This window comes from Paenibacillus sp. alder61 (assembly GCF_020179875.1).
GTDB classification, from domain to species: Bacteria; Bacillota; Bacilli; order Paenibacillales; family Paenibacillaceae; genus Fontibacillus; species Fontibacillus faecis.
Window position 1 is genome coordinate 216,414 of sequence record NZ_JAIUDG010000009.1, and the last position, 13,125, is coordinate 229,538.

General features: G+C 54.1%; 13 protein-coding genes. 9 read left to right on the forward strand and 4 right to left on the reverse strand.

The annotated features are described in order from the left end of the window. Positions 1-7 precede the first annotated feature (7 nt). Positions 8-934: a dienelactone hydrolase family protein gene (locus LBW89_RS11745; RefSeq protein WP_148451399.1), complete on the forward strand. Its 927-nt coding sequence runs from the start codon at positions 8-10 to the stop codon at positions 932-934. Further along, positions 934-1,929, forward strand: a complete 996-nt coding sequence (locus tag LBW89_RS11750; protein WP_148451400.1) for a pectinesterase family protein — start codon at positions 934-936, stop codon at positions 1,927-1,929. Before LBW89_RS11745 ends, LBW89_RS11750 begins: the two co-directional genes overlap by 1 nt. Before the next feature lie 601 nt (positions 1,930-2,530). On the opposite strand, the gene LBW89_RS11755 is transcribed toward LBW89_RS11750, so the two are convergent. The 3 genes from LBW89_RS11755 to LBW89_RS11765 form a co-directional block, all read right to left on the reverse strand. Then, the gene (locus LBW89_RS11755) at positions 2,531-2,872 is read right to left on the reverse strand and encodes a hypothetical protein (RefSeq protein WP_148451401.1); all 342 of its coding nucleotides are present in this window, start codon (positions 2,870-2,872) and stop codon (positions 2,531-2,533) included. 1 nt (position 2,873) lies between these two features. Next, positions 2,874-3,473, reverse strand: coding sequence for an ImmA/IrrE family metallo-endopeptidase (locus tag LBW89_RS11760; RefSeq protein WP_148451402.1), 600 nt, complete (start codon positions 3,471-3,473; stop codon positions 2,874-2,876). A 130-nt stretch (positions 3,474-3,603) separates the two neighbouring features. Further along, the gene (locus LBW89_RS11765) at positions 3,604-3,966 is read right to left on the reverse strand and encodes a helix-turn-helix domain-containing protein (RefSeq protein WP_148451403.1); all 363 of its coding nucleotides are present in this window, start codon (positions 3,964-3,966) and stop codon (positions 3,604-3,606) included. Positions 3,967-4,226: 260 nt separating this feature from the next. Here LBW89_RS11765 and LBW89_RS11770 point away from each other — a divergent pair, with 260 nt between their 5' ends. Continuing rightward, positions 4,227-4,712 (forward strand): ArpU family phage packaging/lysis transcriptional regulator, encoded by a 486-nt coding sequence (locus LBW89_RS11770; RefSeq protein ID WP_148451404.1) that lies wholly within the window; start codon positions 4,227-4,229, stop codon positions 4,710-4,712. Between the two features lie 44 nt (positions 4,713-4,756). Here the strand turns inward: LBW89_RS11770 and LBW89_RS11775 are convergent, their stop codons facing one another. Then, positions 4,757-5,242, reverse strand: coding sequence for an RNA polymerase sigma factor (locus LBW89_RS11775; RefSeq protein WP_170287064.1), 486 nt, complete (start codon positions 5,240-5,242; stop codon positions 4,757-4,759). Between the two features lie 231 nt (positions 5,243-5,473). Between LBW89_RS11775 and LBW89_RS11780 the strand changes: the two genes are divergently transcribed. From LBW89_RS11780 to LBW89_RS11805, 6 genes are all read left to right on the forward strand, one after another. Then, complete coding sequence (locus LBW89_RS11780) at positions 5,474-6,184, forward strand: response regulator transcription factor (protein ID WP_148451406.1); 711 nt, start codon at positions 5,474-5,476, stop codon at positions 6,182-6,184. Then, on the forward strand, positions 6,181-7,650 hold the full coding sequence (locus tag LBW89_RS11785) for a sensor histidine kinase (RefSeq protein ID WP_148451407.1): 1,470 nt from the start codon (positions 6,181-6,183) through the stop codon (positions 7,648-7,650). Before LBW89_RS11780 ends, LBW89_RS11785 begins: the two co-directional genes overlap by 4 nt. After that, positions 7,637-8,776: a hypothetical protein gene (locus LBW89_RS11790; RefSeq protein ID WP_148451408.1), complete on the forward strand. Its 1,140-nt coding sequence runs from the start codon at positions 7,637-7,639 to the stop codon at positions 8,774-8,776. The genes LBW89_RS11785 and LBW89_RS11790 overlap by 14 nt, the downstream gene beginning before the upstream one ends. Before the next feature lie 709 nt (positions 8,777-9,485). Then, a complete protein-coding gene (locus LBW89_RS11795) occupies positions 9,486-10,205 on the forward strand; it encodes an ABC transporter ATP-binding protein (RefSeq protein WP_148451409.1) in 720 nt (239 codons plus the stop codon). Beyond that, complete coding sequence (locus LBW89_RS11800) at positions 10,202-11,578, forward strand: ABC transporter permease (RefSeq protein ID WP_148451410.1); 1,377 nt, start codon at positions 10,202-10,204, stop codon at positions 11,576-11,578. Before LBW89_RS11795 ends, LBW89_RS11800 begins: the two co-directional genes overlap by 4 nt. A gap of 42 nt (positions 11,579-11,620) precedes the next feature. After that, entirely contained in the window at positions 11,621-12,697 is a 1,077-nt protein-coding gene (locus LBW89_RS11805) for an efflux RND transporter periplasmic adaptor subunit (RefSeq protein ID WP_170287065.1), read from the forward strand. The last annotated feature ends 428 nt before the right edge of the window (positions 12,698-13,125 follow it).

Sequence of the window (13,125 nt, forward strand, 5' to 3'; positions counted from 1 at the left end):
GGAAAATATGCATCGGAACCGGGGAGCGGACCGTGCGCGGGAACAACTGCTCGGCCTGCTCGGCGATCTTCCGGAAGACGGGCCTTTGGACGCCGAATTGCTGAAGTGGGAGGAGCGGGAAGGGTTTCTCCTGGAGACGCTGCTCCTGGACTTGAACGGCATCGAGCCGGTCCCGGCCTATGTCGCGAAACCGCGGGAAGGGGACGGCCCCTTCCCTCTGGTCATATTCAACCATTCCCATGGCGGGAACTATGCGAATGGCCGGAAGGAACTGCTCCACAGCGGCACTTATCTGCAGGAGCCTTCTTTTGCCAAAGTGTTGACCGATATGGGGTGTGCGGTTTGCTGCATCGATATGTGGGCGTTCAACGAACGCGCCGGCAAAACCGAGAGCGAGCTCGTCAAGGAGATGCTGTGGAACGGCCGGGTCATGTGGGGGATGATGCTGTACGACAACCGCCGCCTGATCGATTATATGCTCGGCCGCGACGATATCGACGGCTCCCGGGTCGGCACGATCGGGATGTCCATGGGCGGCTTGATGGCCTGGTGGCTGGCGGCGCTTGATGAACGCGTCAAGGTGACGATCGACATATGCGGCCAGGTGGACGCCGCGACGCTGATCGCCAAGCGGGGTCTGGACCATCATGGCTTCTACTCCTATGTCCCGGGGCTGCTCAAGCACTTCAGCACGTTGGACATTCAGAAGCTGATCGTGCCCCGTCCCCGGATGAGCCTGACCGGCCGGAACGACCGGCTGTGCCCGCCGGAAGGCGTGGAGCTGTTGGCGGCGGGGCTCGCCGAAGCGTACGCCGCCGCCGGCGTGCCGGAGCATTGGCAGCCGCGGATCGGGGGCGGCGGACATATGGAGACGGCGGAGATGCGGGCGGCCTGGCAGTCGTTCTTGCGCCGGCACCTCATGGAGGAAGAATAATGCTGGAATGGCTGGTCGGACCGGAAGCGTATTGTGATTTCGCCACGGTTCAGGGAGCGGTGGAGGCCGCCGAACGCGTTCCCGGAGAAGAACCGGTGCGGATATCTATTCTATCCGGCGTTTACCGGGAGACGGTGCGGATTTATCGTTCCCGTCTCCGGCTCATCGGAATCGGCCCGGTGGAAATTACGATGGACCGTTGTGCCAAAGACCTGGATGAACGCGGGCGAGAAATCGGCACGTTCGCCACTCCCACGTTGTTCCTGGGCGGAAGCGAACTCATCCTTGAAAATTTGACCGTTTCCAATACGGCGGGGCAGGGGGACGATGTGGGCCAGGCGCTCGCCGTCTATGCCCACTGCGACAAAACCTTGTTTCTGAATTGCACCTTTAAGGGCCATCAGGACACCTTGTGCACGGGGCCGCTGCCGCCCGCGCAAAAAAACGGCGAACCGTTCGGCGGTATCCCGCTGAGAAACCGCCGGGCCCTTTGCCGGCAGCTGTACCGGCAGTGCCGGATTGAAGGCACGGTCGATTTTATTTTCGGCGGGGCGGCCGCTTTGTTTGAACGCTGCGAGATTCGCAGCCTTTCGCATGCGAAGGCGGGCCGGCCCGGATACATCACCGCCGCCTCCACTCCGGAGGGCCAGCGGCACGGCTTCGTGTTCCGGGATTGCTGGCTGACCGCCGCTCCGGGGGTTCCCGAAGCATCGGTGTACCTGGGGCGGCCGTGGCGAAAACATGCCCGAACGGTGTTCGTGAATTGCCGGACGGGCGGGCATATACATCCCCAAGGATGGGATAACTGGGGCGATCCCGCCAATGAGCCGACGGTATATTACGGCGAGTTCGGCGTAAACGATGCGGAAAGGCTGCGTAAGCAGCGGGTGTCCTGGGCGGTCTGCTCCGGAGAAGACGAAGCGGTCGGGAGCAACGATGACCTGGCTCGCTTTTTCGAAGAAATGACGGCGATTGATCGTTCCCTTTTACTATAATGCAGGTGCAGGGCAGGGGGAGTAAGCTTGCAACGAGCTTTGTCGGCGAGCCTCGCTCCCCCGTATAATTAACAGGAAAAACCCCTGTTAATTTTATTGTTCGGCCTTTTGGAGCAGAAATAGCTGGATAAGTTCCAGCTATTTCGCGTCCTAACCTCGAATCTCCTCATTTCAACGGGATTTAACGGGAAGTATTCCAGTTAATCCACCTTTTCTGCGGAGATAGGTAAGCATTAACGGGAGATATTCCCGATATTTGGCCTTCCCGTGGTTCGGGTCCCGAAATCAGGTTTCGGCCCGCTTTTCCCAAAAATAAGGCCCCAAAGGACCTCTATTTCACACGGAAAGGACGATTTCGAAAAAATCGCGCCTCAAATAGCCCTTATTTACCCGTCCGGCTCAAAGGGAGGCTGTTACAGCCGTTAGTCCCCTCGGATTAATGCAACGCTAGTGGTCAAAAGCCGCTTCGACAAAATCGTGGCTTAAACAGCTTTTATCACGATTCACCATATTCCCGAGGATCGGTTAAATCCCTCCATAACGGATCAACATATGGCCAAATACAAACTTGGGACAGGGTGAGAGATACGAAGAAAGACCGCTACTCAAGTAGTCGGTCTCCCCACTTATACCCCAAAACTTCCTCCGCGTCGGCAATCTGTACGACGAGCATCGTTATGTCGGCCCCCGGGTGGCGGCGGGCGAGATTAGGCAGCAGAATGCCGAGTTCCTCGTCGCCGCTACGCCTGAGGACGAGGTCCTCCAGGAGAACGGAGGCGACAATCCGGTCCCCGAAGTTCTCGGGCTCAAACGGCTCGAACGGACCCTGAAGCGGCAAATACAACACGCCGCTCCAGTCCGGCTCTCCCGGGCCGAACCGGATCACCAGTTGCAAAGGCCGGATCTCTTCCGATATAAAGTCGCAATAGAGGGCGAGCTTCATCTTAATTCCCTCCGGGGTTGCCGCCGAGCTGCCGCTCCAACTGAGCCATGATCCGCTTCGTTTCCCCGGACCACCCGCAGGCGGATTGTCTCTGGCGGTCCGCCTCTTTGGCGGCGGCGATCAGGCTGCCGTGCAGCACCCGCCGCTGGATCTGGTCCAGGCGATGCTCCGCGAGCCCGTAAGGGACGCGGAAGGTCTCCGCGAGATAAGCGACCGCTTCGGAGCGCTGATCCGGCACCGGCAGCCGGGTGAACATATAAAAGGGAATGGCCGCGTACAGCACGAACTGTTCCGCTTCGGTTTCCTGGGCGCTTCTGAACATGGCGGGCATGATTCGCTGATCCCCGGCATGCCTGAGGACATGGCATAACTCATGGAAAAAAATCACCCGGGCGGTCACATCGTCCGCATGCTTGTTCAGAAAAATCACCCGCTCTTCATTATCGGAGAAAGACGGACATTCCTCGTACACGAGATCGACACCAAAGGCGTATGCGATGTGCTCAATATCGTGCTCCGCCGGGCCGAGGATCCCATGGGCTAAATATTTGCCGCTGATCCATTGCTCCAACTCGGTTTCCCTATAGTAGGAGAATAACATAAAATCACCTCAAAAGAGAATGTATGTTCGGTATGTATCGGAAAAGAAGGGCCCTTATCCAAAAAGGGCCTGATTCTTGTTGTGTGGATTTGTCTGAAGCTACTTATTCGACGCTTCGTCATTAAATCCTTTAATTTTTTGGATTTTCGCTGCCGCCGTCGAGCAATTTTTTCTTCTGTTCCCGGTAAGCTTTGAGCGCGGCTTCCATCATCGCGATTTCGTCCGAAGTGTAGGCTTCGGGTCCGCCGTAAAAAGACAGGCTTGCGCCTTTGTCGTACGACTCCGAAGGTGCCTCGGTCCGGCCGAGCAGGTAGTCCGCGCTGCTGTCCAGGGCGTCGGCGATCCCGCGCAAAGCCTCGGGATCCGGCTTCCGGTCGCCGGTTTCGTACCGGGACAGTTGAACGACGGTTAACCCCGCTGCGGCAGCGAGATCCTTTTGCGTCATATTCTTTTTCTCCCTAAGGAATTTGATCCGATCCCCAAGACTCTGCATAGGAACTCCCCGTTTTTATGGTTTCTTCTATTATATCATGAGGTTGCCATTTTGGTAAATAAAGCTCGATAAAATCATTGGGAATTATTTGACATTGCCAAAATGGTAATGTAAAATAGGGTTAAAGTTACCGTATTGGTAATATAAAATTGATAATTTAGATTTTTGGGAGGAAATACGAGTTTTTAGACAAGAGACACAAAAGATGATGTTACCAAATTGGCAAGTTGTTGGTGGAAATATCTTCAGGAGGGATCGCCGTGGGAAGAAGACGTACACATCCGTTTATAACCGTGTTTGACACCTTGTCCATCGATTATTCCGCTACGCGGGCAGCAGTAGAAAAGCGGCTGGAGGAGGTGCGGCAGTTCCGGCAAATCGGTTTCGTCCGTCAGCAGGCCGGGATGACGGTCAACTACGAACCGAGGTTCCATGGAGCCACGCATGTGATCAGCAAGCCGGCGGAGCGAACGGCCATCCGGAACGTTGACCGGGAAGCCGAGCTGATCCGCAAGTCGGAGCTGCTGGACCAGGCGATGGAGCGCCTCACGAAGATGCAGCGGGAAGTGATCGAACGGAGCTATCTCGATGACGAGGGCGAGTATGATTTTATCAGCTGCGGGGAAATGGGGATCAGCGACCGTACCTACCGCCGCATCAAAGCCGACGCGATCCGCATCCTCGCGCTGGCTATGAAGCTGGAGGTATACGTGAACGATAGAGTGCCTGAGGCGTGTAAGGGATAGGAGCAGGAGCCGGCGGGAACGCCGGTTTTTTTGTGAACGGTATTTCAAGAAATGACTTTAAGGTTAGCCCTTATTCGTTTGACGGCGGAATGGACCGAAGATTTGATCTTACTTTCGCTGCAGTCCATCAGCTGTGCCGTTTCTTTAATGGTGTATCCATGGATGATGCGCAGTTCCACAATCCGCCGGTGTTGTTGGTTGCCGATCAGGGAAACCATTTCGCGGACGCCTTCCTCGATTTCCAGCTCCGAGGTATCCTGGCAGAAGCGGGGGGAGTTTAGGCGGCTGTCCCGTTTCGCGGTCCTGATTTTCTTTCTGAACACGTCGGTGGCCATATTTCGGGCGATCACTTTTAAATAGTAAGGGATACGGGATTCCTCAAGCTTCGCTTGCACCGTCATCAGCCGGATAAAGCAATCCTGCACGAGATCCTCCACATCTTGCGGATGACGCAATATTCGGGATAAATACCTCACTAGTTCCGCTCTATATCGAACATAAGCTTCATTAAGTTGTCTTTCGTCCAGCATAACCGCGAATTCCCCTTTAAACATGAATTTCCAGTATTCAGCTTCATACATGACTTGGCTGTTACACAGTATAATGGGCTTATGTATCCAAAGCTTGGATAGTTGTATCCGATTTGTAACATTTCCGCGGTTTTTCTGTTCAAACCGGTTTCTTGCCTTCAAAATATGGACAGATCGGTGAAACAGAAACGCATCCATGTTTTAGGAAAAGGGAAAGAGGATGACATCAAGATGTCGAAAAGAATTTTGATTATCGAGGACGAGGACTCCATTCGGGATATTTTGTCTTATTCCTTAACCAAGGAGGGGTTCATCATCCATCAGGCCGCTAGCGGCTCGGAAGGATTGCGCTTGATGGAACGGGAACGGCCGGATCTGGTGCTGCTGGACCTGATGCTGCCCGATATGAGCGGCTTTGATATCTGCAAAAGGCTGTCCGTGCAGTGGAAGGTGCCGGTGATGATGATCACGGCCAAATCGGATATGCTGGACAAGGTGCTGGGGATGGAGCTGGGAGCCGACGATTATATCACCAAGCCTTTTGATATCCGGGAGGTTGTCGTACGCATCCGCGCGATTTTTCGCCGCATCGATCTGATCAGCGAGACGGTGGAGAAAAGGGCGTTCGATGTCGTCCGGCTGGGCCGCCATATCGAAATCCGCAAGGATGAGCGGGAGGTATTACGGAACGGTGAGCGGGCGGGGCTGACGAATAAAGAATACGATCTGCTGCTGTTTCTGGCCACCAACCCTCATAAAGTGTTTACCCGGTCCGAACTGCTGGACAAAGTTTGGGGATTTGAATTTGCGGGAGATACGCGTACGGTGGATATTCATGTGCAGCGTATCCGAAAAAAATTGGATCAGAGCGATTCGGAAATGTCCATTATCGAGACGGTTTTCGGAGTGGGCTACAAAATGAACGCGCCGGTGCAGCCATGAAATGGACGATCCAGTTCAAGCTGGTGCTCTTATTCTCGGTTATTGTGTTTCTGGGGTTTACCCTGCTGATTATTCTGTCCGGCAAAGTCGGGGTGGACAACCTGTACGGCGAGGTGGACGAGGATATGGGGCATTTCAAAAAGAACCTCGATATCGCGGTGAACCAATACTTCCTGATCCATAATCTTCGAATGAGCGAGAAAACGCTGGCGTTGGAAAATGCCGAGCTTGCCGGCCAAATCGGCAGCGCCGTCGGCGGGAAGGTGACCTTATACCGTCCGGACGGAACTCCTTTTCGCAAAGAGGAGGCGGGTGAAGCGGCGCCGGGATCCCCATTGGATTATCATACAACGGCTGCCGAACAGAAGGTGGTTTATACCACCTATGTGGAGAATAACCGCATGATCGCGCGGCTGGCCTTTCCCCTGACGGCTCGGGGTGCGGTTATCGGGCTGCTTCAATTCGACAAGGATTACAGCGATTTGTACCAACGTCACGTCCGGTATCAGGAGACGATTAAAAATTTCGCCGCTCTGATCTTTGGGTTTGTGTTCCTGGCTTCCGTGCTGATTTCCCGAAAAATCACGAACCCGATTCGCGTGCTCACGCGGCGTTCAGCCGAAGTGGCGCAGGGAAATCTCGTCGCGGATATCCGCATCACCACCCGGGACGAAATCGGCGAACTGGCGACCAGCTTTGCCGCGATGATCCGGAGAATTCGGGAGCAGATCGACGTCATCGAACGCGAGCGGGATGAGGTGAAACAGGTGCAGGCGCGCAGCAAAGCTTTTTTTGACAATGTGACGCATGAATTGAAGACCCCGTTGACCACTATTTTGGGCTATGCGCAAATTCTTAAAGACAACGGTTTTTCCGACCGGATGTATTTTGACAAGGGGCTGGATTATATCATCAAGGAGAGCCGGCGGTTGAACGGGATGGTTGCCGATATTCTGGAGGTCTCCGTGGCGTCCGGTCCATTGCCGGCCTACCGGTTCGAAGCGATCGATGCCGCCAAGGTCGTCCGGGAAGCCTGCGAAGATATGTCTATAAAAGCGAGCAAATACAATATGCGGATCCAATACAACGTGGAAGAGCGGCTTGAGGTCCGGGGAGATCGCCACAAACTGAAGGAGGTCTTCCTGAATGTGTTGGATAACGCGATCAAGTACGGCTACGTGAACTCTTCCGTTCATATCGAAGCTTCTCGGGAGGATGCCATGGTGGCGGTCCGGATCACCGATCAGGGGGAGGGTATTTCGCCTGAAGCGCTGAAGCTTGTATTTGAACCGTTCTACCGGGAAGGCGAGAAACACCGGAGCGAAAAAGGCAGTGCGGGTCTGGGCTTGTCCATCGTAAAACAAACGGTGGAAGCTCATGGGGGCCGGGTGGAAATAGACAGCGAATTGCAAAAAGGGACGCGGGTCACGATCCTGTTGCCGGAGGATAAACATGGAGCGACGTAATTTTTGGGCGGCTTTCCGGAATAAACTGATCCTTGCCGGAATTCTGATGGCCGGAGTCGGGGGCATTTACGGTTTGGAACATTTGTTCAACCTGATCTATATCCACCCCCGTACAATCGAACTGTCCGGCAGCCAGTTCGACAACAGCCTCCCCCTCAAGCCGGGCAATGCCTTCTCGACGGAGTCGGCGACGAAGCTGCCGAATAATTTTGCCGTCTATAACTTTGAGGCCCTCGATCATAACACACTGGTCCTAAATCGAACCGACGCTTCCTACACGGGAATGAAGCTATCCCTGCTCCACCTGGACGACAACCGGGTGAAGGATCTCGATTCCAGTGTTCTGTACGACACGTTTTCCTTTTGGAACGGCACGCTGATCTATTCGCGGTACCGTTCGAATCAAACGCAGGAGACGTACGCTTACGATCTTGCATCGGGTCAAAAAAAGCTGCTTTTCTCCGACAAGTCCTTTTACTTGAGGCAGGCGGGGAACGAAGCGCTTATCGGCTTTGATGGAACGACCTACCGGTTATATCACCCGAAGACGGAGAAGAAGGAAATGCTGTACACCTACAAACAGCTGCAGGAACGGATCGCGAAGCCTGCCGGGATTAACGCTCGGGATGTGTTTCCGTTTGATTTGTCCGGCACGAACGATCAACAAACATATATACTGGCGCAGTTGGGCGAGCACTCGGGGATTTACCGCCACCCTTTAAAAGGGGAAGCGGACGGAACTCTGATGCTCAAGGCCGATGAAATTCACGATTTTCGGGTGCTGAAAAACGGAGATCTGCTGGTGCTGGGAACGGTGGCCCATGTGCAGGGATTGTATCGCTTCCATTCGGAATCGGGAACTTATGAGCTTCTGAAGCAAGGGGCGATCTGGGGATTTGGGATCGATGAGGAACAATTTCGTCTCGCTTACCTGCTTGGAACGGACAAGCGGACGAATGAGGTGCATGTCGCCTATCTTCAAGAGACAGGCCTTGATTCGGATACGGTCGTCTACCGGAACATCGACCAGTTTCTCAAGTTAAGCTGGAAGGGAGACGATCTGTTCGTTCTGGGCAGCTCCGTGGACAACAGTGAAATTTACCGCTTTACCTTCAGACCGTGGTGATCATCGACCCTCTGCCGGGTACAAATTAATTAGAAGTTTTGCCTCTGAGAGACCGGAGTACAGCCGAAATTGTGCCCGGGTCTTTCGGGGGTATTTTTATTTGGGGCTTTAGCCAGTTGAGCTCGCGAAGCGTGCGAAACAACAAACCACCTGATGGGTTCGTGATCATAGGGGTGTTTAAGCTACTATGTATAACGAAAGGAAAGGTGGCTTAATAGCTAATCGAAGGGATATGTCACTACAAAGAGGCGTCTAGTGTGCTTCAAAGCTTCGAACTCCAAAAAGATGCAAATCTGCAGGTATTTAGGCCTGATTCCCGAGGGAATGCGAAAAAAGATGCAAATCTGCAGGCATTTCCAGCGATTTTAGAGAAACGAGCCGGTTTCATCGAAAATTCCTGCAGATTTGCAGGTATTTAGAAATTTTGAGTCCAAACAGGAAAAAAGCATGCAGATATGCAGGGATTTTATGTTATCTGGCAATGGCCTAGCAGCTTGAACGTAGTGAAAGCTAGCGCCTTTTGACGCGAGCCGGTAATAAAGGCTTATAGCCTTAGAGCAAACCACCCGTTCACACGGGTGGTTTTTATGCCTATTAAAAGTTACAACCTGTATACAACTCGGCTGAAGTCCGATACAACCGGCTCCTATAATGAAGGGATGGAGGCGGCAAGAGTACATACTTTGCATGAAAAAACAGGAGGGATAACATGTTGCGCGTAGACCAGGTCAGCCATACCTTCCGCAGCCCCCAAGGAGTCGTCCCCGTATTGGACGGAATCAATATGACCGTGGACAAGGGGGAGATGGTCGCTCTACTGGGCAGCTCGGGCTCGGGCAAATCGACCCTGCTCAACTTGATGGCCGGCTTGATGAAGCCGGATCAAGGGAGCATCTGGATTGCCGGCACGGACATCGTGCGGCTGGGGGAGAACAAGTTGGCCGAATTTCGCCGCCAGCATATCGGATTTATTTTTCAGGCTTATGAACTGATGTCCAATTTGACGGTAAGGGAGAATGTGGAGCTTCCGCTGGTCTTTATGGGCATGCGGCCCGCCCTGCGGCGGAAAAAGGCCGAAGCGCTTTTGGAACAGGTCGGGTTGGCCGGGAAGGCGGGACTCTTCCCATCGCAGCTCTCGGGTGGCCAACAGCAGCGGGTCAGTATCGCGCGCTCGCTGGTTACGGAGCCATCCGTCATTTTTGCGGACGAGCCGACCGGAAATCTCGATACGGAGACCGAGGAAGAGATTCTGGCCATTATCCAGCGGTTGAACCAGCAGATGCAGACCACTTTTATTATCGTTACCCATGAAGCGGAGGTGGCTGACCAGATGCAGAAGGTCATTACGCTGAAGAACGGAAGACTGATTCGGGAGACGACGAATGAGCCGCTGAATGAACTTGAGATGGAAAAAGGAGAAGCGTTGTGAGAACTGTTGATGTGTTGCGCATGGCCTGGGGGCAGATCATTCGCAGAAAAGTGGTCACTTTGCTGTGTATGGCCGGTTTGGCTATCGGCTGTGCGGCCCTGATTATTGCCTTGAACGTCGGGAAATCGGTCCAGACGTATACCGAGAAGACCTTAAACGAGAATTACCGCATGGACGAAATTACCGTATCGCCGAACGAGGGGATATCGAGTGGCGTCGAAGGGCGAAAAACCGGAGCCTCGAGCTCGGGCTTTGACCGCGGCGCCCTCACCCCGCGCAAGCTGGAAGTCATCCGCAATTTGCCGCATGTGGTCTCGGTGGCTCCCATGCTCAAACTCGATTATATGGAAATGGTGACGTCCGACGGACGCTCCTCCGGTGTGGAGGTCATAGGAACGGAACTGGCTTCGTTACGCGATTTCGGCTTTCGCTTCGCACAAGGGGCCCCTTCGGAAATGAACGGCGCGGCCGTCGTCAATTATGGGGCCACGTACGGATTGGTGGACCCCAAGGTCATACAGCAGATGCAGGAGAAGCTGTCCGAGGACCCGTATAATGACGAATTGCTGCAACAATTTATGGAATTAATGTCGGCTCCCGCCGACTTATATCAGAACCAGATCCAATTCAAGAGCCCCGATCCGGCCGATATGACGAAGATGCGGACAAGCACGTCCCTTCGGGTGATGGGCGTATTAAAGCTACAGGAAGGAACGAATGCGAACAATGCGATGTACGACAAAAAAGTTTACGTCTCCCTGGATACCGCCCGTATGCTCAAGGATCAGCTGCAAAACAGCGAGACGGGTCCCGCCGGAAGCGGCCGTCTTAACTCCGCGCTCGTAAAAGTGGAAGACAAAAAATACGTGGCCCAGGTGGAACAGCAAATCCAGCGGCTGACGCTGCGGACGGAAAGCAATTTGTTTCAGGAGAAGGCCATGAGCGAACAGTTGGACTTGTACCGGAAAGCGGCGATGGGCATCGGCCTATTTGTTATGATGCTGGCCTCGCTGTCCATCATTGTGGCGATGATTATGTCAACCCATCAACGGCGCAAGCAGATCGGCGTCATGAAAGTGCTGGGAGCCAATCTGTGGCAGATCCGGGAGATGTTTATCGTCGAGGCCGCTTTACTGGGACTCCTCGGGGGGACGGTCGGAATCGTGATTGCGTTCCTGGCCGTCGACCAGGTGAACGGGCTTCTCGCCAGTCAGATGATGTCGCAGGAAGGAGGCCCCATGACGGTGGTGATCGAGTTGTCCACGCTTCCCGCCGGCATGGTTTTTGCCGTGGTGGTAGGGGTGCTTGCGGGCATCTACCCGGCGATCAGCGCCTCCAGGACAAATGCCCTGCGCGTGATCAAGTCGGCATAACGGGTTTAAACGGCAGAAATGATCAGGAAAGGGATTATAGAGATGAAGACATGGATAAAAGGGATTCTCGCCATCGCGATTGTGGCCGGTGCGGGGTACTGGATTTATCAAAAGTACAAGCCGGAGCCGGAGCTTCCGGCGGAGACGCCAGTTCCGATTACATTTCAGGTCACTCAGGCGACATTGGCTCAGAAAGTGCAGGTTAAAGGCAAATCCGCCTATGCCGAGCAAACCGAAGTGTTCGCGCCTTTTTCGGCAAAGATCCGGGAGTGGCGGGTGAAGAACGGCCAGCAAGTTCAAAAAGGCGATCTTTTGTTCACACTCGATACCCAGACCCTGGAGAGCGAAGCGAAGCAACTGGAGAGTGAGATCGAGAAGACCAAGGTGGAACTGGACCTGAACAAGCTGACCTTGAATGCGGCGGAGGATACGGAACCGCCTGGGGCAACCGAGGAGGAGCGGAAAAAGGCCTATGCCGACCGGGAAACCAAACGCCAAGCCCAAACGTTGAATGAAAAAGCGCTGGCATTGAAAATGAAGGAGCTGCAAGCCAAAAAGGCGATTATCGGCAACGCGGCGGTTCATGCCGGGACGGCGGGCGTATTCGTTCTGTACGACACGGAGAACAAGACCCGTATGGCTTCGGAAGGGCAGGTCCTGGGAACGATCGTGAATACGGACAAGCTCCAATTTCTCGCTTCGATTTCCGAGGCGGACATGTTTCGCGTCAAACCGGGAATGAGTGTGAGCGTGAAGGCGACCGGCAATCCCGACTTGAAGCTGTCGGGCAAGGTCAGACAAATCTCCAAGTTTGCCCAAAAAGGAGCGAACACGGATCCGAAGCTGCCGTCCCAATTCGATATGGTGATTGATCTGGAGCCGAGCCCCGGGCTGATCGGAGGCCTTAGTCTGGAGGGGACGATTGAGACGCTGCGGAAAGAGAATGTGATCGCCGTGCCGTCTCTGGGCATCCTGCGCGACAAAGATACCCCGTACGTTATGCTGGACAAGGGGAATGGACAGCCGGAAAAACGCGTCATCCGGACAGGACTCGAAGTGGACGATTTAACGGAAGTGCTGGAAGGGTTGAAACCGGGGGATGCGGTGCTTATTCCGTAAGATTTCTTGGATGCTGGATGCGGGCTGGGCGGAGAGCGTCCGATTAACGGGAAAAACTCCCGTTAATCAGGCGCGGGGACGGCCGCGGCAGGCGAATAACTGGAAAAACTCCAGTTATTTGGCGGCCGGAAGGCCGATTCGCGCCGGAGGGGCAAATTTAGCTGGAGAAATTCCAGCTAAAGCGCAAGATGGCGCAATGAGCGCGGAATTAACGGGAGGATATCCCGTTAATTCCGCGGCGGGGAAAGCAGTGGACGCAAAAACCGAACAAAACAAGAACATGTGTTCCTGTTTTTGTCCGGTTTTTGCCCAGTGCGTGTCCATTCGCTCGACTTTAGGCATGGTAAATTTATATTGTGGAAATCGAGTGGTCAGGCGGCGAAATAGTCGAAATCCTTCATCTCCTGAGCACTCTTCATAAAAAACAT